The organism is Arthrobacter sp. ISL-30 (assembly GCF_018613855.1).
Classification (GTDB): Bacteria; Actinomycetota; Actinomycetes; order Actinomycetales; family Micrococcaceae; genus Arthrobacter.
In genome coordinates this window covers 40,396-60,035 of the sequence record NZ_JAGGPK010000029.1, presented here as the reverse complement: position 1 = coordinate 60,035, position 19,640 = coordinate 40,396, and the positions used below count along the sequence as shown (strand labels likewise).

Below are 19,640 nucleotides of genomic sequence, written 5' to 3'. Positions count from 1 at the left end.
CGGGCATGCATGGACCTATGAAGGCGATGAGTCCCGGGGTGGTGGATTATCTCTTCCGGCAGTTGGTGGCCGGCAAGCCTGCTGAAGATATCGAGTGGCAGCGGGAGGGCCCCGCGCTGGCTGAGGAGCCGCCGGGGGCCGAACTTGCCAGGCGGCTGGGGGAGACGGAGCTCGAGGCACTGACGCCGCTGGAGCTGTTTGAGTATGTTCGAGCTGCGCAGCGCCTGGAGGAGTGGGCCGGAAGGCTGCGGGAAGCGGCCGTTGAGCTGTACTGTTCGCCGGGGCGCCTCCCCGGGGGCAGGCCTGCATAGTATGGCTTGATGATCGCCCTCCAGCCGTATGTCGCCCCCGTCCTGACAGTTGCAGCCGTTCAGTACAACGCGCTTGACGGCGGTGTGGCTGCCAATGCCGTCGAGCATGTCCGGTGCATCGAGGACGCCGACTCCCACGGCGCATCACTGGTCCTGTTTCCCGAACTCTCCTTGACCGGCTATGACCTGCGGCTTCTCGAGGGGCCAGGCGAGTGGCTGTCGGCGGAGGACGCCCGGCTCACGGACCTGCACGAAATCTGCCGACGCACAGGCATCACTGCCGTCGTCGGTGCCCCCTGGCGCGATCCGCAAGGCAATCCACGCCTTGCCTCCCTGGCCGTTCATCCGGATGGGCACGTCACACCGGTGTATAAAACGCACCTGCACGGACAGGAAAAGGAGCTCTTCGTGGCAGGCGACGGGCCGGCGCTTCTGAAGCTCCACGGATGGAAGATAGCCTTCGCCATATGCTCAGATGCCGCCCACCCCGCCCATGCCGTGGAAGCGGCCAGGCTCGGTGCGGACGTCTACGCTGTGTCGGCGCTGTACGTCGAAGGCCAGGAGCAGCGGCTCGAGCTCCATTTGGCAGGGCGATCCATGGACCATGCCATGTACAGCATTCTCGCGAACCTCGCCGGTGACACTACGCTCGGCCGGTCCTGCGGGCTCAGCGGAATCTGGGATCCGAATGGGCGAAGGATCGCCAGGGTAGGCGGAACCGGACGGGGAATGGTGGTGGCGGAACTGTCAGTAAGGAACTAGCCAAGCGACGCAAATTTGACGACAATCACCCGCTTGCCATTGTCCTAACAAGCAGGTGACAAGGTAACGTTTTTCCTATGGCTGACACTCCCTCGAACAATCCTGCTTTTGGCACGCTCCTGACCGCGATGGTCACGCCGTTCACGACGGACGGCAAAGTGGACTATAAGCAGGCGGCGGAGCTGGCGAGCAAACTGGTGGATGACGGCTGTGACGGCCTGGTGGTCACCGGCACTACCGGTGAGACGTCCACCCTCACCGATGAGGAAAACCTCGGGATGTTCCGCGCCGTAAAGGAAGCCGTCGGCGGCCGTGCGGCAATCATCGCCGGAACCGGAACCAACGACACCGCGCATTCGGTGCACCTTTCCCAGCGGGCCGCGGAACTCGGCGTTGACGGCCTGTTGATTGTCACCCCCTACTACAACAAGCCCAGCCAGGCCGGCGTCCGGGCGCACTTCGAGACGATCGCCTCGTCCACCGACGTCCCCGTAATGCTGTACGACATTCCGGGCCGCTCCTCCATCCAGATCGCCCCCGAAACCATGATCCGCCTGGCTGACCACCCGAACATTGTCGCGGTGAAGGACGCCAAGGCAGATTTCGCCGCCGCCACGCGTGTCATGGCCGAAACCGATCTCCTGTTCTATTCGGGCGACGACGGACTGACGTTGCAGTGGATGGCCCTCGGCGCGGTCGGGCTGGTAGGCGTCACCACACATGTGGCAACCCGCAGTTTCCGCGGACTCATCGACGCCGTCAATGCCAATGACCTCGGAACGGCCCGCAAGATCAACTTCGAACTGGAGCCGGTAGTCCGCGCCACCATGACCCGTGTCCAGGGTGCCGTCGCGGCCAAGCAGATTCTTAAATGGCAGGGAGTCCTGCCCAACTCGGTTGTCCGTTTGCCCCTCGTGGAGCCGGACGACGCCGAGATCGCAACCATCCGCGAGGACTTGGCGGAAGCCGGAATGGACTTCACTGTCTAGAAGGATCCGCCGGAAAGTAGCGCACTATGACCCAAACCGCCCTTGCCGGACTTGTCACTCCGCCGAAACTGCCCAAAGGCACCCTTCGGATCGTGCCGTTAGGAGGGCTGGGGGAGATCGGCCGCAACATGGCCGTCTTCGAGATCGACGGCAAGCTGCTCGTCGTGGACTGCGGTGTCCTCTTCCCTGAGGAGACCCAGCCTGGCGTTGATCTCATCCTGCCCGATTTCTCATACATCGAGGACCGGTTGGACGACGTCGTCGCCATCGTCCTGACCCATGGACACGAGGACCACATCGGCGCAGTGCCGTACCTCCTCCGGCTGCGCCCCGACCTGCCGCTGGTGGGTTCCCAGCTGACGCTTGCCCTGGTTGAAGCGAAGCTCCAGGAGCACCGCATCAAGCCGTACACCCTCACTGTCACAGAGGGGCAGGTGGAACAGTTCGGTCCGTTCGAATGCGAGTTCGTGGCCGTTAACCACTCCATTCCTGACGCCTTGGCAGTGTTCATCCGCACTGCGGGCGGCACTGTCCTGCATACCGGCGACTTCAAGATGGATCAGCTGCCCCTGGACGGCCGGATCACGGACCTGCGCCACTTTGCCCGGCTTGGCGAAGAAGGAGTGGACCTGTTCATGGCAGACTCCACCAATGCCGACGTTCCCGGCTTCACCACGGCTGAGAAGGAAATTGGCCCCACCCTCGACCGCGTGTTTGGGCAGGCCAGGAAACGCATCATCGTCGCATCCTTTTCCTCGCACGTGCACCGCGTCCAGCAGGTCCTCGACGCCGCCGCGGCCCATGGCCGCAGCGTCGCCTTCGTGGGACGGTCGATGGTCCGGAACATGGCCATCGCCGCCAAGCTCGGATACCTGGACGTCCCGCCGGGAATCCTGGTGGACATCAAGAACATCGAGGAATTGCCTGACCACCGCGTGGTGCTCATGTCTACAGGTTCCCAGGGCGAGCCCATGGCCGCACTCTCGCGCATGGCCGCCGGCGACCACCGGGTCCTCGTCGGCGAGGGCGACACCGTGATCCTCGCTTCGAGCCTGATCCCAGGTAACGAGAACGCAGTTTTCCGGGTCATCAACGGCCTGCTCAAGCTCGGAGCCGACGTCGTCCACAAGGGCAACGCCAAGGTCCATGTTTCCGGTCACGCGGCAGCGGGCGAACTGTTGTACTGCTACAACATCCTCAAGCCGCTCAATGCCATGCCTGTCCACGGCGAGACCCGGCACCTCATTGCCAATGGAAAGCTGGCGATTGAGTCCGGAATCTCTGCAGACCGTGTCATCCAAGGCGACAACGGCAGCGTCATCGACCTGAGGGACCACAAGGCCGAGCTAGTCGGCCAGGTCGAAGTGGGCTTCGTGTACGTTGACGGATCAAGCGTCGGCGAAATCACCGACGCCGACCTCAAGGACCGCCGTATCCTCGGCGACGAGGGGTTCATCTCCGTCATCACGGTCATCAATCGCACTACCGGCAAGATCGTCTCCGGTCCCGAGATCCATGCGCGCGGGGTCGCGGAAGATGATTCCGTGTTCGATGAGATCATCCCGAAGATCAACAGCGCCCTGGAAGATGCCGTGCTCAACCACACCGACCACACCAACCATCAACTGCAGCAAGTAGTGCGACGCATTATCGGGACCTGGGTCAACCGCAAGCTGCGGCGCCGTCCGATGATCATCCCGGTCGTCCTGGAAGCCTGACAAGCCCCGGCTCCAGTCCAACGCCGGCCCGATTCTCTGGAATCGGGCCGGCGTTCCGCTTTCATCGGGCAGTTCCCTGTGAGGGACAACATGACATCTGTGAGCCTGCAAATCCGCGGCTATCCGGCCGGCGTCGGGTAGCGTGGCAGCTATGGCGACACGTACTTCCTCCGCGCCTAGAGGGAATTCCAGCGGCAAGACGGGTGGCTCCAGGGGCCGGGCCTCGGGCACGGCGGCCTCCAAGGCACGCGGCACCGCCTCCAACGCACGACGCGGCACCGCCCGCACCCGGCAACTACCTGCTGTTGATGCTCCGCAACCCTGGCCTCTTCGAATCCTCAGCGGCGCCTGGCAGGCCATAGGACATCTGGTCGGCGCAGGAGTCCGGCGGATCGGCCATGACGTCAGTGACCTTGATCCCGCGGACCGCCGCGACGGAGCCGCACTGTTCAACCTGGCCCTAGGCGTCTTCATCGCCACCTTTGCATGGTGGGGATTCAAAGGCTGGTTCCCGGACATCGTGTACGGAATCGTCAACGGCACGTTCGGCTGGATGGCCCTCCTACTCCCGCTCATGCTCTTTGTCTGCGCCTTCCGCCTGTTCCGGCAACCGCACGACGGCCGAGGGAACAACCGCGTGGGCATCGGCTTCCTGATCATGACCTTCGCAGGCTGCGGCCTCGCCCACGTCATCGGGGGAGAACCTACCGTCGCCGATGGTTTTGCCGGCCTCCGCCAGGCGGGCGGAATGCTGGGGTTCCTGGCCTCTGCGCCCCTGGCCGCGCTCCACCCGGCGGTGCCGCTCATCGCCTACAGCGCCCTGGCCTTCGTCTCGCTTCTCATCGTCACGGCTACCCCCTTCGGCGCCATTCCGCGAAGGATTCGCGGGGCGTATGAGCACCTCATGGGCATCGACCTTATGGATGAGCGTTCGGGCGACGACGGACACGACCGCAGCTACCTCTATGAGAACAATGCGCCGGAGAAGCCCAGGAAGAAGAAGCGCATGCGCCTCTTCGGCAAGGACGAAGATGTCGACCCCGGCCTCGAGGGTTACGTGGGCGACGAGGCCTTCGAGCACGCAATCGTGGACGACGACGACAGCGCCGCCGGCAAGGCCGGTCCCGCCGTGCCTCCGGGCGTGCGCCGTCCCACCCAGGCGGAAATCGCCGTCGAGAAGATCAAAGCCGCCCAAGGGCTGGCCACTGCGAGTTCCGCGGCCGGCGCGGACAACGCCACCGAGGCTATTCCGCTGGTCACGTCCGGCATGGCTGCCGCGGGCATCGCGTCGCCGGCCGGGGCAGTCCCGCCAGTGCCGTCGACGCCGGTCGCCCCGGCGCCGCCGCCCACTCCCATCCCACAGCGGACGGAGCAGCTGTCCCTCGCCGGCGACGTCACCTACACCCTCCCGGCGTCGGACTACCTGACCCCCGGATCCATCCCGAAGGAACGCACGGAAGCCAACGACGCCGTCGTCGCCGCCCTGACGGACACGCTCCAGCAGTTCAATGTCGACGCCGCCGTGACCGGCTTCAGCCGCGGCCCCACCGTCACCCGCTACGAGATCGAGCTCTCACCGGGCACCAAGGTGGAACGCGTCACGGCGCTGTCCAAGAACATCTCCTACGCCGTTGCCTCAAGCGACGTCAGGATCCTCAGCCCCATTCCGGGGAAGTCCGCCATTGGCATCGAAATCCCCAACACGGACCGTGAAACGGTGTCCCTGGGCGACGTCCTTCGCAGCCAGAACGCGCGCCGCACGGACCACCCCATGGTGATGGGCGTCGGAAAGGACGTTGAAGGCGGGTACGTCGTCGCGAACCTCGCGAAGATGCCTCACCTGCTGGTGGCCGGTGCCACCGGTGCGGGTAAGTCCAGCTTCGTGAACTCCATGATCACCTCCATCCTCATGAGGGCCACTCCCGATGAGGTCCGCATGGTCATGGTGGACCCCAAACGCGTGGAATTGACCGCATATGAGGGCGTTCCCCACCTGATAACGCCCATCATCACCAATCCCAAGAAGGCCGCCGAGGCGCTTCAGTGGGTGGTCCGGGAAATGGATGCCCGCTACGACGACCTCGCCAACTACGGCTACAAGCACGTCGACGATTTCAACAAAGCCGTCCGCGCCGGAAAGGTCCAGCCGCCGCCGGACTCCAAGCGCGTCATCAAGCCCTACCCCTACCTGCTGGTGATCGTGGACGAGCTCGCGGACCTCATGATGGTTGCGCCGCGGGACGTCGAAGATTCGATTGTGCGTATCACCCAGTTGGCCCGTGCCGCCGGCATCCACCTCGTCCTGGCGACGCAGCGGCCGTCCGTTGACGTCGTCACCGGCCTGATCAAGGCGAATGTGCCCTCGCGAATGGCCTTCGCCACCTCCTCTGTAACGGACTCCCGAGTGGTGTTGGACCAGCCCGGCGCCGAGAAGCTCATCGGCCAGGGTGATGCGCTCTTCCTGCCGATGGGTGCTTCCAAGGCCATGCGCGTGCAGGGCGCCTGGGTCACGGAATCGGAAATCCACAAGGTGGTGGAGCACGTCAAGGGTCAGCTGCAGGCCGTTTACCGGGAAGACGTCGCCGCCGATGCGCCCAAGAAGCAGATCGACGACGACATCGGAGACGACCTCGAGGTCCTGCTGCAAGCCACCGAACTCGTGGTCACCACGCAGTTCGGCTCGACGTCGATGCTGCAGCGAAAGCTCCGCGTCGGCTTTGCGAAGGCCGGGAGGCTCATGGACCTCCTCGAGTCCCGAGGCGTGGTTGGACCGTCCGAAGGCTCCAAGGCCCGCGATGTGCTCGTCAAACCGGACGACCTCGCCACAGTCCTCGCCGCCATGAAAGGCCAGGAATCGCCGTCGTCCCCCGACGCCCACACCGCTGCCCTCAGCGATAACGCCAACGCGAATGTCGCCGTCGGCGGTTACGCCGAGGACCTCGTGGCGAATGACCTGGAAGCGCGGACCCAGGCGGTGGACTACTACGACGGCGCCGACGGTTCCTCGGGCGAGGACGACGACGGCGAAGACGCCTGGTCGCTCACAGGCCGGTAATCTTAGCTAGTGACTAGCACCAACGCCGGCAAAGCCGGATCCACCGTCTGGAACCTTCCCAACATCCTGACGATGCTCCGCATCGCCCTTGTGCCGTTCTTTATCTGGTTCCTCCTCGAGGACGCGGGTACCCATGGCGGCTGGCGCTGGGCGGCCGTTGCCACGTTCGCCGTCGCGATCTACACAGACAAGCTCGACGGCGACATCGCCCGGGCGCGAGGACTCATCACGGACTTCGGCAAGATTGCCGATCCCATCGCGGACAAACTGCTGATCGGCTCGGCCCTGGTAGTCCTCTCCGCGATGGGGGAGCTGCCGTGGTGGATCACCATCGTCATCCTCGTGCGGGAGTGGGGCATCACGGCCCTGCGCTTCTTCGTCATCCGCTACGGAGTGATCCCGGCCTCCCGCGGCGGCAAGATCAAGACGCTGGTGCAAACGGTGGCGATCTTCTTCTTCCTGCTGCCGCTGATGTCGTTTGCGCCATGGCTGTCGGTCGTGGCCTTCTGGGTCATGGTTGCTGCCGCGGTCATCACGGTCTGGACGGGCGTGCAGTACGTCATCCAGGCGCTTCGGCTCCGGGCGGCGGGCAGGCGGAAATGAGCCAGGGCATCCCTGAGGCCGCCGCCGCCGTCGTAGCCCTCGCCATCGAACGGGGACTAACCGTCGCGACGGCCGAGTCCCTCACGGCAGGACTGGTTGCGGCATCGCTTGCGGACACACCCGGAGCCTCGGGAATGCTGCAGGGCGGCGTTGTGGCCTACCAGAATTTCGTCAAGGCCGACGTTCTTGGAGTGCCGCAGTCCCTCCTGGACACTGTGGGCTCGGTCCACGCGGGTGTTGCTGAGGCGATGGCGGCAGGGGCCCGCAACGCCTGCCGGGCCGACGTCGGTGTTGCCACGACTGGCGTCGCCGGTCCTGAGCCGCATGACGGGAAGCCCGTGGGAACGGTCTATGTCGGGATAGCCACGCCCAGGGGTGCGACGTCGTTTGCCTACACCTTTCGAGGAGACCGTGCGCAGGTCCGGCAACAGTCATGCGAGGCCGCCCTGCAGCGCCTCCTCGAGGCCCTCGACAGCCTTTCCTACCGCGCGTAAAGTTGCAGGGAACAAAAACCGATGCCTAATAGTTGTTACATTGTGTCGCTTCGGATCGATCGAGGCGCCTAGGATGTAGAGAACCAATCGGTTCACCCCTTAGTGGACCGGACTGAAAGGGAGCAAGGCGATACAGATGGTAAAGCAGCCCGTATCCGTTAACGGCGTTGTCCGCTGGAAGGATGTGGGCTTGGCCGATCAGGCAAAGAGCGAACAGAGGGAGCGCAAAATGGTTGTATTACGTCACGAGATTGGTGATGTTCTGCGCGATGTCCGCCAGCGTCAGGGCCGTACCCTTCGTGAAGTTTCGCACAGTGCCCGCGTTTCGCTCGGCTACCTGAGTGAAGTGGAGCGCGGCCAGAAGGAAGCTTCCTCGGAGTTGCTGTCTTCGATCTGCTCAGCCCTTGACGTTCCCCTTTCAAGCATGCTCCGCGAGGTCAGCGACCGCGTGGCAGTGGCTGAAGGCGTGGCCGTCCCGGACACCGTTCCGCAGGAATTCGCACAACGCTACGGTCGCGATCTCGATCGCGTCATCGCCGCCGACCTGGGCGACGACCTGACCACCGGAATGCTCTCCGCCGCCCGATAGTCCCCCATACCTCAAACAGCAGGAGCCCTCGGTTACCCGGGGGCTCCTGCTTTTGCTCGATGGAAAGTCTCCCAACTGACCCGCAGTTGTTGTCGCAAAAACCCGCTTTAACGACAACTACTGCGAGTCAGTCGTCCTTGCTGAAGTGGTCCTTGCCGCTAAATTGCTCCCGCGCCAATCCCACGCTCTCGTATGCGGCGTTGAGCTTGGCCATGTACTCGGCCAGCGTCTGGATCTCCTCGAGCGGCCATTCACCGAGGCGTTCACGGAAGACCTGGCGCCTCGCGTCCTGGACTTGGTGCATCTTTTCCTCGCCTTGGGGCGTCAGCCGGATCGACTGGGCGCGCCCGTCCAGGGGGTCCGCTTCTTTGTAGACCAGCCCGATGCTTTCGAGGAAGGCGATCTGGCGGCTGACGGAGGGCTTGCCCACGCCAATGCACGTGGCCAGGTCGGTGAGCCTGATGGGTCCTTCCTTACGGATGATGGTCAACAGGCCATAGGCGGCAGGCTCCATGTCGGGATGGACCTGCCGCGAGAGCTGGTGGGACACAGCCCTTGCCCTCCGCCAAAAAATACTGAGCTGGTGTTCGACCAACTGCAGTGCACCGTCCACGCTGTCGCCCGCGCCCGCAGGTTCCTGCGCTTCGCCAGGAGTATTGCTCATGGCAACCATTCTAGAGTTCCGTGTCGTGAGAGACTCTATTGATGCGAATCAGTGACTTCTGGCGGCTCATGGACGATGAGTTCGGGACGGGATATTCCCGCGTCCTCAGTAGCTCACTCGTGCTCGCCGGAGTCAGAGGGCGGACGGCCGACGAGGCCCTCGCCGCCGGCGTCAATCCGCGCGACGTCTGGCTGGCCATCTGCGATGTGCAGGACGTCCCGGAGTCCAGGCGGCTTGGCCGCGACATCAAGCCCGCTGAGAACAGACGCGCCTGAGTGGGCGCCTGAGAAGCTTCCTTGGGCTGTTCCAGACGCCGTTCCTGCAGCGCGCCCAAGTTTTCCTGACACGCCCGGCATGCTGTTCGAATACTTGTTCGGATGAGGCTATGCTCCTAGCAGAGGAAAATTGATCCTGACGGACGGTTCCGGAGCCATCCACGCGCACTGTTTATCCACATAGCGCCAGATGTCCGCGAAAATTGTCGCAGGACGGCAGTAGCGTCAGGAATGACAGGAAGCGGCCCATCAGGCCGCTCCACAGCGAGAAAGCATCAGAGGTGTGAACCATGGCGGCAAATCCGGACCGTGAGAAGGCGCTGGAAGCAGCGCTTGCCCAAATCGACAAGCAGTTCGGCAAGGGCTCCATCATGCGCCTGGGGGATGACACCCGCGCGCCCATCGAGGTTATTCCCACCGGATCCATCGCGCTAGACGTGGCGCTGGGCATTGGGGGACTCCCTCGCGGACGAGTCGTAGAGATCTATGGACCCGAATCATCCGGTAAGACCACAGTCGCCCTGCACGCAGTTGCCAACGCCCAGCGCAATGGCGGAATTGCGGCTTTCATTGACGCCGAACACGCCCTGGACCCGGACTATGCCGCAAAGCTTGGCGTGGACACGGACGCCCTGCTGGTCTCGCAGCCGGACACCGGTGAGCAGGCGCTCGAGATCATGGACATGCTGGTTGGTTCCGGCTCACTGGACATCATCGTCATCGACTCCGTGGCAGCCCTCGTGCCGCGCGCGGAAATCGAGGGCGAAATGGGTGACAGCCATGTGGGTCTGCAGGCCCGGCTCATGAGCCAGGCCCTTCGTAAGATCACCGGCCGCTTGAGCCAGACCAAAACCACCGCGATTTTTATTAACCAGCTGCGTGAAAAGATCGGTGTCTTCTTCGGTTCCCCTGAAACCACCACCGGCGGTAAGGCGCTGAAGTTCTATGCCTCCGTCCGCATCGACGTCCGCCGGATCCAGACCCTCAAGGAAGGGGCCGACTCGGTCGGCAACCGAACCAAGGCGAAGATCGTCAAGAACAAGATGGCTCCGCCTTTCAAGGTGGCTGAGTTCGACATCATCTACGGCCAGGGCATCTCCCGCGAGGGCGGCATTATCGACATGGGCGTGGAGCACGGCATCATCAAGAAGTCCGGCTCCTGGTTCACTTATGACGGCGATCAGCTCGGCCAGGGCATGGAGAACTCTCGGCGCTTCCTGCGGGACAACCCGGAGCTGGCTCAGGAGCTGGAACGCCTCATCAAGGAGAAGCTGGGCGTCGGAGCCAAGCCGGCTGCCGAGAATGAGGCCACACCGAAACTGAAGGCCGTTGACGGCTAGGACCAGGACTTACGGAAGACGCGGCGACCGGGGGCGCTGGACGGAGGAGGAGACTCGCTCGGACGGCCCGGACCCCGCTTCGGCTGTCGCCCCAGGCGTTTCCCCGAACCTCGAACAGGATCCTGAACCGGACCCGGAGTCCGCGGCACGGGCCATTGTGCTGCGGCAACTGACCAATTCGCCCAAGAGCCGCCATCAGCTGGCCCGGAAGCTGGCGGAGCGGAATGTCCCGGCCAATGTTGCCGAGGCTGTGCTGGACCGGTTCGAAGACGTCAAGCTGATTGACGACGCCGACTTCGCCGAGATGTGGGTCCGGAGCCGTGTGCAGACCCGTAAGCTGGCACGCGGCGCCCTGCGACGGGAACTGTCAGACAAGGGTATTGACACTGAACTCGCCGAGGCCGCGCTGCAGCAGGTCTCCGATGATCAGGAGGAAGACGCGGCACGGGAACTCGTGCTGCGTCGCCTTCGGCCCGGAACGGACCTCTCCGACAGGGCGGAACGGGAGAAGCAGGCGCGCCGCCTCGCCGCCATGCTGGCGCGCAAGGGCTATTCATCTTCCATGGCCTTCAGGATCGTCGGTGAAGTGTTGGGCGAAGCCGGTACCCTTAACGAGTGAGTTTGACCATTCCTTCCCCCTCCACCGGCTCCGTCGAATCCACCGAGCCCCAGTCGGTGCAGCCGCGTACGTACCAGGTGCGCACTTTCGGCTGCCAGATGAACGTCCATGACTCCGAGCGCATGGCCGGCCTCCTCGAAGCCGCCGGCTACGTGCCCGCTGACGGCGGCCAGGCCGACGTCGTGGTGTTCAACACGTGCGCGGTGCGGGAGAACGCGGACAACAAACTCTACGGAAACCTTGGACAGCTGGCGCCGGTCAAGGCGGCAAACCCGCGGATGCAGATCGCAGTGGGAGGCTGCCTGGCACAGAAGGACCGGGACACTATCCTGCAGAAGGCTCCGTGGGTGGATGCAGTGTTCGGCACCCACAACGTTGGAGCGCTGCCGGCCCTGCTTGAACGGGCGCGGCACAACAGTGAGGCGCAGCTCGAGATCCTGGAATCCCTGGACGTCTTTCCATCCACCCTGCCCACCAAGCGCGATTCCGTGTACTCGGGCTGGGTTTCCATTTCCGTCGGGTGCAATAACACCTGCACGTTCTGCATCGTGCCGTCCCTAAGGGGCAAGGAAAAGGACCGCCGCCCCGGCGACATCCTGGCCGAAATCCAGGCGCTGGTGGACGACGGCGCCGTTGAGGTGACGTTGTTGGGGCAGAACGTGAACTCCTACGGAGTGGAGTTCGGCGATCGGCAGGCATTCTCCAAACTTCTGCGCGACTGCGGCGAAATCCGCGAGCTGGAACGGGTACGCTTCACCAGCCCCCACCCGGCCGCCTTCACGGACGACGTCATCGAGGCAATGGCCGAAACCCCCAATGTCATGCCCCAGTTGCATATGCCGCTGCAGTCGGGCTCGGACAAGGTGCTGCGGGACATGAGGCGGTCTTATCGCTCCACTAAGTTCCTAGGCATCCTGGACAAGGTCCGCGAGAAGATTCCACACGCAGCGATTTCGACCGACATCATCGTAGGCTTCCCCGGAGAGACGGAGGAGGACTTCCAGGCAACCCTCGATGTCGTGGAAAAATCCCGCTTCGCCACCGCCTTTACCTTCCAGTACTCCAAGCGTCCCGGCACACCCGCTGCAGAACTCCCGGAGCAGCTGCCCAAGGCCGTTGTTCAGGAGCGCTTCGAGAGGCTGACTGCACTGCAGGACCGTATCGCTGCCGAAGAAAACAGGAAACAGCTGGGCCGGCGTGTGGAAGTACTTGTCACTGCCCAGTCCGGACGCAAGGCCGAAGAGACGCATCGCCTCTCCGGCCGCTCCCAGGATCAGCGCCTGGTCCACTTCTCGGTTCCGGAAGGCGCCGATGCTCCGCGCCCCGGAGACTTCGTAACCGTAACCATCACGGAAGCCGGAGCTTTCCACCTCGTGGCAGACCCCGCGACCTCCGACGATTACGCCCTGCGCCGCTCACGTGCCGGGGACGCCTGGGACCGCGCCCAGGCTGATTCCTGTGGCGTCCCGGCGCCGGGCCAGGGAGTTCCGGGACAGGCTTCCGGGAAGAAGAGCGTCTCCCTTGGCATGCCTTCCCTCCCCGTCCGCCGCGGCTAGGCCGTGAACCCTGATGAGGCTGCCCGGATCCAGCCTCCGGTGATCGCCGTCGTCGGGCCCACCGGTTCCGGAAAATCGGACCTCGGAGTGCGGCTGGCACTGGAACTTGATGGTGAAGTCATCAACGCCGACGCCATGCAGTTCTATCGGGGGATGGACATCGGAACAGCAAAAGTGACCCTCGCCGAGCGCAGGGGAGTTCCGCATCATCTGCTGGACATGATGGATGTGACCGAGGAAGCCAGTGTCTCGGACTTCCAGTCCGAGTGCCGGGCGGTGATCGAGGAGATCCACAGTCGCGGCAAGCGCGCCATCATGGTGGGCGGCTCCGGGCTCTATGTTCGGGCGGCCCTTGACGTCCTTGAGTTCCCCGGCACCGATCCCGTCCTGCGCAAACGGCTTGAAGAGGCCTGCGCCACCGTTGGACTTGGCGTGCTGCGGGAGCGGCTGCATTCAGTGGATCCCGAGTCCGCTGCCAGGGTTGCGGATGCCCGTCGCGTCATTCGGGCACTGGAAGTGTTCGAGCTGACGGGACGGCCCTTCAGTTCCTACATGCCTAAAAGGGAGTACTTCCAGCCTGCCGTCCAAATAGGCCTGGACGTGGACCGCACCCAGCTCAAGGAACGCCTTGCCGAAAGGGTCCATCGGATGGTCGACGCCGGCCTCCTGGAAGAAGTCCGCCGCCTTGACGAACAAGGACTCAGAAAGGGCAAGACCGCATCCAGGGCTTTGGGTTACGCACAGTTCCTGAAAGTGCTCGACGGCGATATCGGGGTGGCGCAGGCGGCGGAGGAAACCATCGTGGCTACCCGGCAGTTTGCGCGTCGCCAGCTCACCTGGTTTAGGGCTGACCCCCGCATCCACTGGCTTGACTGGCAGGACCCTGAGCTCGTTGAGAAGGCCGCCGCGCTCTGCTAGTTCCAAGGGAGCCTGGATCCTGCTGGATGCAAGGCAGCAACCGAATTTCCTGCCCTCGTGGCCGTGACGGTAGCCTAGATCCATGGACGAAACGCTCGCTGCTCCTTCCCCCCAGGCCGCACCTGCGGACCTGACGGGTCCCCTTTCCGCCCTGAGCGGACTGCGTTTCTCCAAGGGGCATGGAACGGGCAATGACTTCGTGCTGATCGCCGATCCCGAGGACCGGCACGCTATTACCCCGGAACAGGTCGCGGCGCTATGCGACCGCCATCGGGGGATTGGCGGCGACGGACTCATCAGGGCCGTGCCCTCCCGCTACCTGCCCGAAGGCCAGGCACTGCTCGACGCCGACCCTGCCGCCGAATGGTTCATGGACTATCGCAACGGCGATGGCTCCCTCTCGGAAATGTGCGGCAACGGAGTCCGCGTCTTTGTGCAGTTCCTGATCGAACAGGGACTGGCAACTCTGGGTGAAGGCGAATCGCTCACCATCGGCACGCGCGGCGGCATCAAGAAGATCGTCCGAACCCCGGGCGGCTACGCGGTGGACATGGGCCCGTGGAAGTTCATCTTCCCTGGAGAAGCTGCCAGCAAGGCCATGGATTCGCTGGTGCGTGCGGACGGACTCGAAGTTGCCCGCCCTGCCATCTCTGTCAGCATGGGAAATCCCCACACTGTAGTCGCGCTGGCCGAGTTGTCGGAGCTTGCGGCGACCCAGCTCTTCAAAGCGCCCACCGTGGACCCCAAGCCCGCCAACGGCACTAACGTCGAGTTCGTGGTCCCTGCCGAACCGCTGGTCCACGACGGCGTGGGAACCATCACCATGCGTGTCCATGAACGGGGCGTAGGGGAGACGCAGTCCTGTGGAACCGGCGCCTGTGCGGCCGCCGTCGCCATCCGCCATTGGGCTGGAGCGGGCGCACCGGATGCCTGGAATGTCCATGTGCCCGGCGGCGTTGTGGGCGTCAAGTTCTTCCCTGGCGTGGACGGTCACGAACACGTCGAACTCAGCGGACCCGCCGTCATGGTTGCTAGCGGGACGCTTTCCTGACCTTCAGGATCCGGAAGGACTTGGACGTGCTTTCCCGCGAGACGGTAAACGTGTCATCGAGTTCGGCGGCCAGCCAGCGCTGAAGCGAATCCGAGCCGAGGTTCTTTTGCACAACCAGCCGAGCAGTTCCTCCCTGAGCCAGCCGGGGAAGCCAGGTGAGCAGCAGCGAATGAAGTTCGTCCTTCCCGATGCGAATGGGCGGATTGGACCAGATGGTGTCGAAGCGCAGCTCGGGATCCACTTCCTCCGGCCGGCTCGCCCTCACGTTGCCAAGACCCAGGAGTGCAGCGTTCTCGTTGGTCAGGGTGATGCAACGCTCATTGACGTCCACCGCATAGACGTGGGCATGCGGGGCCATGAGGGCCATAGTCAGCGCCACGGGACCCCAGCCGCACCCGATATCCAGAAGGTTGCCCTGCGGAGATGGTGGCGGCACCTCGGCAAGCAGCACAGCCGTACCCTTGTCGATTCCGTCGGGGCTGAAAATGCCTGAAGAAGTCCGAAGGTGTCGCTGGGCCCCAGCTAAATCAACAGTCAGCGGCTTGCGGTTGAAGGGCCCGGCGGGCTGTGCGCTGAAATAGTGTGCGGACTCCATAATTTGCCAGCGTAGTTGGCCGCGCGCAGCTTGTGAAACCGCGTGCCTGAACCTGGCGGTTGACACTCGATGTTATGGTTGTAGGCATGTTCTTGATCTTTGAGTAGCAGAAGCCTGCGATGCAGGCCCTTTGGCTGAAACCCCCGGACCCGGGCCTTCCCTTGGCTGTCCAGTCCGAATCCGCCAAAGCAGCCTTTCCGCCGCTATGACCTCCGGGTGCGACCCTGCACTCCGGAACTGCTCACGAGGACTTTCATCCCGCTTTTCCCGGTGCCCCGCGGTTCCCGTCGGCTATGGCCGACTGCAGCCACGGCCTGCCCCGGGCAACCCCCATTTCAGGAGGACTGGTTTTGACCAATCAAGCTAAGCCCAGCGCGAATCCCTCACCCCAAAGCACCGATCGGCACTATTCTGGATATGCTGAACATTCGAAGGAGACCATGACCATTCAGAAGAAAAACGGGGCTGAGTCGGAGACTCAGGACCTCACTCCCGAGGAGATCCAAGCTGTCATCGACCGGATTCTCTCGAAGGATACGGCCCCGACCGGAAATGGTAGCGCCGTCAGCGACGACGACACCAATGGCGGCGCAGCCAGGGGTGTTTTCGGCAGGGCCCAGGCAATTTCCAGCCTGGATGAGGAGCACGGCGACTACGACGGCGAGCAGCAGGACCTCGAGGAACGTCGAGCCCTCCGCCGCGTAGCTGGATTGTCCACCGAACTTGAGGACGTTACCGAAGTCGAATATCGGCAACTCCGCCTGGAGCGTGTGGTCCTCGCCGGGCTCTGGACCGAGGGAACCCTGGCCGACGCAGAAAATTCGCTTCGTGAGCTGGCCGCCCTCGCCGAGACTGCGGGCTCGGAGGTTCTGGACGGGATCGTTCAGCGCCGCATTAAGCCAGACCCCGGAACCTTCCTTGGCTCCGGCAAGGCCCAGGAGCTCAAGGACATCGTACTTTCCACCGGGGCGGACACGGTGGTTGTCGATACCGAGCTTTCCCCTTCCCAGCGCCGTGGGCTTGAGGACATCGTCAAGGTCAAGGTCGTCGACCGCACCACCCTGATCCTAGACATCTTCGCGCAGCACGCCAAGAGCCGTGAGGGCAAGGCACAGGTTGAGCTGGCACAGCTTGAATACCTGCTCCCGAGGCTGCGCGGCTGGGGCGAGTCCATGTCCCGCCAGGCCGGTGGCCAGGTGGGTGGAGCTGGCGCCGGCATGGGTTCACGCGGTCCCGGTGAAACCAAGATCGAACTGGACCGCCGCCGCATTCGGACGCGAATGGCCAAACTCCGGCGGGAGATCGCCGGGATGAAGCCCGCCCGTGATACCAAGCGGGCCAACCGCCGTCGGAATGAGGTTCCCTCAGTCGCCATTGCCGGCTACACCAACGCTGGCAAGTCCTCTTTGCTCAATCGCCTGACCGACGCCGGCGTCCTGGTGGAAAACGCACTGTTTGCCACCCTCGATCCCACCGTGAGGAAAGCAGAGACGCCTGATGGCATTGCCTATACCCTCTCTGACACTGTGGGCTTCGTGCGCTCCCTGCCTACACAGCTCGTGGAGGCCTTCCGCTCCACCTTGGAGGAAGTAGCAGACGCAGACCTCATCCTGCACGTAGTCGACGCGTCACACCCGGACCCGGAAGGCCAAATTGCAGCCGTCCGAACGGTTTTCAGCGAAGTTGATGCACGGAAGATTCCGGAAATCATCGTCCTGAACAAGGTCGACGTGGCCGACCCCTTCGTGCTGGAACGGCTGAAGCAAAAGGAGCCGCGCCACGCCGTCGTCTCCACGCGCACCGGCCAGGGCATACCGGAACTTCTGGAAGCCATCAGTCAGGCCATTCCCCGGCCAGGTGTGCGCGTTGACGTCCTGGTTCCCTACAACCGCGGCGACCTGATCAGCAAGCTGCATGACTCGGATTCGGAAATCCTGAACCTGGAGCATGTGGAGCACGGCACACGCGTCGTGGCCAAGGTCCGTGAAGGTCTTGCAGCGGAACTGGGGCCGTTCATCCGTAATGCCTGAGCCTGCGACGCCTGGAGCGCGGGCCGGAGACCGCGACGAAACAACTGGGGAGAAGTTCGCCCTCGAACTCCTGGATAAAGCGGTCGCCGGCATGGGTGGCCAAAGCCGGGTTGGACAGCACGAAATGACCAAGCAGGTGGTTCGCGCCATTGAGAGCGGGAACCACCTGCTGGTCCAGGCAGGAACAGGCACGGGAAAGTCGCTGGCGTACCTGATTCCACTGATCGCGCATTCGATGAACAGCGACAAACCCACTCTCGTCTCGACAGCCACGTTGGCCCTGCAGACCCAGATTGTGGGCCGTGACCTCCCGCGCCTGCTGGAGACGATCAATCCGGCGCTGGACAGGCCCGTTGATGTCGCCCTGGTCAAGGGACGGGCAAATTACGTGTGCCTGCACAAGCTGCAGGGAGGCTTTCCCAGCGAGGAACCGTCGGAGGGGCAGTTGTTCTCGCTGGGCGAGGACACCAGTGTGCCGCACGTCGCGGCGGCGCTGGGCGGAGCTTCATCCCAGCTTGGGAAGGAAGTCCTCAGGCTCCGCGAGTGGGCAGAGAAAACCGACACGGGCGACCGCGACGAGTTGATGCCGGGGGTGACCGATCGGGCCTGGCGGCAGGTATCCGTAACGTCAATGGAATGCCTCGGTGCACAGAAATGTCCCCTGGCCGAGGAATGCTTCAGCGAGCGGGCCCGGCAACATGCGGCGGAAGCCGACGTCGTGGTCACCAACCATGCCATGCTGGCCGTCAGCGCGTTTGAGGGGCTCGCCGTCCTGCCGGAGTATGACGTCGTGGTGGTTGATGAAGCGCATGAGCTCCAGGACCGTGTGACGGGAGCCGTCTCCGGCCAGCTCTCGGTGGCCATGGTCCATGCCGCGGCCTCCAGCGCGCGGAAGCACACGGCAATCAGCGTTGATGCGCTGAACGCGGCGGCGGCGAACCTGGAACTTGCGCTTGCCGGCGCGCCCGGCGGGCTGCTTCCGAACGGACTCAACGACGAACAGCTTGATTGCGTGGATCAGTTAAGGGACGCCTGTCGCGCCGCCCTATCCGATTCGAAGGGTGACTCCTCAAACGCGGCCGACGGCGGGAGGCAGTTGGCGCGTTCGCGACTCCTCCTGATCCTGGAGCTATGTGAACGGCTTCTCGCTTCCCGCGAGAAGCAGGAAGTTGTGTGGTTCTCGCGAGCCAGTACTTTCGATCCTCAGCAGGGTTACTCCCAGCCGGAAGAATCTGCGCCAGTACTGGTGAACGTCGCACCCCTCAGCGTTGCGGCCAGGCTGAGGGAGGGGCTCTTCGCTGGCCACACCGTGGTGCTGACGTCCGCCACCCTCGCTATCGGTGCAGCCTTTGAGCCCGCAGCGGGTGGCCTTGGGCTGCTCGGGGAGGGGGCACCGAGCTGGACCGGAGTCGACGTCGGTTCACCCTTCGACTATCGGAAGCAAGGCATGCTGTACGTCGCCAGGCACCTGCCGAAGCCTGGCCGCGGCACCTCGCCGGAGGCGCTCAATGAGCTGGAATCCCTGATTCGCGCCTCACATGGCGGGGCGTTGTGCCTGTTTTCCTCCCGCCGTGCAGCAGAGGAAGCCGCCGAGGAGATGAGGCAGCGCCTGGACGTAGGGATCCTCTGCCAGGGCGAGTCCACCATGGCCGCGCTGGTCCGTCAGTTTGCCGAGGAACCAAATACCTGCCTTTTCGGGACGATGTCCCTGTGGCAGGGCGTGGACGTTCCGGGAGGCTCCTGCAGGCTTGTAGTGATCGACCGGATACCTTTCCCGCGTCCCGACGACCCCCTCATGACGGCCCGCTCTCGGGCTGTTGCCCAGTCCGGCGGCAATGGATTCATGACTGTGTCAGCAACCCATGCGGCCATTCGGCTTGCGCAGGGGGCCGGTCGTTTGATCCGCTCCACGGCTGACAAGGGTGTTGTTGCGGTGCTCGACTCGCGGCTCTCCACTGAACGATACGGCGGCTTCCTCCGGGCCGCGCTGCCGCCGTTTTGGGCCACCACCGACGGCGGTATTGTCCGGTCCGCGTTGGAGCGGCTGGCCGCCGGGCAGGACTCGAACTGA

Annotated in this window: 18 protein-coding genes; 16 read left to right on the top strand and 2 right to left on the bottom strand. The window is 63.8% G+C overall.

From position 1 onward, the window contains the following. Nucleotides 1–26 precede the first annotated feature (26 nt). The 8 genes from J7E82_RS12115 (at nucleotide 27) to J7E82_RS12080 (ending at nucleotide 8,521) form a co-directional block, all read left to right on the top strand. Entirely contained in the window at nucleotides 27–311 is a 285-nt protein-coding gene (locus tag J7E82_RS12115) for a hypothetical protein (protein WP_251041816.1), read from the top strand. A gap of 9 nt (nucleotides 312–320) precedes the next feature. Next, nucleotides 321–1,073, top strand: coding sequence for a carbon-nitrogen hydrolase family protein (locus J7E82_RS12110; protein WP_214862929.1), 753 nt, complete (start codon nucleotides 321–323; stop codon nucleotides 1,071–1,073). A gap of 77 nt (nucleotides 1,074–1,150) precedes the next feature. Then, complete coding sequence (gene dapA, locus J7E82_RS12105; RefSeq protein WP_214862927.1) at nucleotides 1,151–2,062, top strand: 4-hydroxy-tetrahydrodipicolinate synthase; 912 nt, start codon at nucleotides 1,151–1,153, stop codon at nucleotides 2,060–2,062. A gap of 26 nt (nucleotides 2,063–2,088) precedes the next feature. Beyond that, nucleotides 2,089–3,780, top strand: a complete 1,692-nt coding sequence (locus tag J7E82_RS12100) for a ribonuclease J (protein ID WP_214862925.1) — start codon at nucleotides 2,089–2,091, stop codon at nucleotides 3,778–3,780. A gap of 151 nt (nucleotides 3,781–3,931) precedes the next feature. Then, a complete protein-coding gene (locus tag J7E82_RS12095) occupies nucleotides 3,932–6,835 on the top strand; it encodes a DNA translocase FtsK (RefSeq protein WP_214862923.1) in 2,904 nt (967 codons plus the stop codon). A gap of 9 nt (nucleotides 6,836–6,844) precedes the next feature. Further along, complete coding sequence (gene pgsA, locus J7E82_RS12090; protein WP_214862921.1) at nucleotides 6,845–7,438, top strand: CDP-diacylglycerol--glycerol-3-phosphate 3-phosphatidyltransferase; 594 nt, start codon at nucleotides 6,845–6,847, stop codon at nucleotides 7,436–7,438. Next, entirely contained in the window at nucleotides 7,435–7,932 is a 498-nt protein-coding gene (locus tag J7E82_RS12085; RefSeq protein ID WP_214862919.1) for a CinA family protein, read from the top strand. Before pgsA ends, J7E82_RS12085 begins: the two co-directional genes overlap by 4 nt. Before the next feature lie 136 nt (nucleotides 7,933–8,068). Then, nucleotides 8,069–8,521 carry a helix-turn-helix domain-containing protein gene (locus J7E82_RS12080; protein ID WP_214862917.1) on the top strand — a complete coding sequence of 151 codons (453 nt, stop codon included), beginning with the start codon at nucleotides 8,069–8,071 and terminating at the stop codon, nucleotides 8,519–8,521. 127 nt (nucleotides 8,522–8,648) lie between these two features. On the opposite strand, the gene J7E82_RS12075 is transcribed toward J7E82_RS12080, so the two are convergent. After that, on the bottom strand, nucleotides 8,649–9,185 hold the full coding sequence (locus J7E82_RS12075) for a MarR family winged helix-turn-helix transcriptional regulator (RefSeq protein WP_251041803.1): 537 nt from the start codon (nucleotides 9,183–9,185) through the stop codon (nucleotides 8,649–8,651). A gap of 41 nt (nucleotides 9,186–9,226) precedes the next feature. On the opposite strand from J7E82_RS12075, the gene J7E82_RS12070 reads away from it, so the two are divergent. From J7E82_RS12070 to dapF, 6 genes are all read left to right on the top strand, one after another. Continuing rightward, complete coding sequence (locus J7E82_RS12070) at nucleotides 9,227–9,460, top strand: DUF3046 domain-containing protein (protein WP_214862913.1); 234 nt, start codon at nucleotides 9,227–9,229, stop codon at nucleotides 9,458–9,460. 290 nt (nucleotides 9,461–9,750) lie between these two features. Next, the gene (recA, locus tag J7E82_RS12065) at nucleotides 9,751–10,800 is read left to right on the top strand and encodes a recombinase RecA (protein ID WP_214862911.1); all 1,050 of its coding nucleotides are present in this window, start codon (nucleotides 9,751–9,753) and stop codon (nucleotides 10,798–10,800) included. 154 nt (nucleotides 10,801–10,954) lie between these two features. After that, the gene (locus J7E82_RS12060; RefSeq protein ID WP_308113792.1) at nucleotides 10,955–11,419 is read left to right on the top strand and encodes a regulatory protein RecX; all 465 of its coding nucleotides are present in this window, start codon (nucleotides 10,955–10,957) and stop codon (nucleotides 11,417–11,419) included. Beyond that, the gene (gene miaB, locus J7E82_RS12055; RefSeq protein WP_214862907.1) at nucleotides 11,416–12,975 is read left to right on the top strand and encodes a tRNA (N6-isopentenyl adenosine(37)-C2)-methylthiotransferase MiaB; all 1,560 of its coding nucleotides are present in this window, start codon (nucleotides 11,416–11,418) and stop codon (nucleotides 12,973–12,975) included. The genes J7E82_RS12060 and miaB overlap by 4 nt, the downstream gene beginning before the upstream one ends. Nucleotides 12,976–12,978: 3 nt before the next feature. Then, nucleotides 12,979–13,893, top strand: coding sequence for a tRNA (adenosine(37)-N6)-dimethylallyltransferase MiaA (miaA, locus tag J7E82_RS12050; RefSeq protein ID WP_308113787.1), 915 nt, complete (start codon nucleotides 12,979–12,981; stop codon nucleotides 13,891–13,893). A gap of 82 nt (nucleotides 13,894–13,975) precedes the next feature. Then, nucleotides 13,976–14,944 carry a diaminopimelate epimerase gene (gene dapF / locus J7E82_RS12045; RefSeq protein WP_214862905.1) on the top strand — a complete coding sequence of 323 codons (969 nt, stop codon included), beginning with the start codon at nucleotides 13,976–13,978 and terminating at the stop codon, nucleotides 14,942–14,944. On the opposite strand, the gene J7E82_RS12040 is transcribed toward dapF, so the two are convergent. Then, complete coding sequence (locus J7E82_RS12040) at nucleotides 14,925–15,539, bottom strand: class I SAM-dependent methyltransferase (protein ID WP_214862897.1); 615 nt, start codon at nucleotides 15,537–15,539, stop codon at nucleotides 14,925–14,927. The two genes, dapF and J7E82_RS12040, sit on opposite strands and share 20 nt — an antisense overlap. A 440-nt stretch (nucleotides 15,540–15,979) precedes the next feature. Between J7E82_RS12040 and hflX the strand changes: the two genes are divergently transcribed. Both hflX and J7E82_RS12030 read left to right on the top strand, forming a co-directional pair. Further along, nucleotides 15,980–17,569 (top strand): GTPase HflX, encoded by a 1,590-nt coding sequence (hflX, locus tag J7E82_RS12035; RefSeq protein WP_214862895.1) that lies wholly within the window; start codon nucleotides 15,980–15,982, stop codon nucleotides 17,567–17,569. Further along, the gene (locus tag J7E82_RS12030) at nucleotides 17,562–19,640 is read left to right on the top strand and encodes an ATP-dependent DNA helicase (RefSeq protein ID WP_214862887.1); all 2,079 of its coding nucleotides are present in this window, start codon (nucleotides 17,562–17,564) and stop codon (nucleotides 19,638–19,640) included. The genes hflX and J7E82_RS12030 overlap by 8 nt, the downstream gene beginning before the upstream one ends.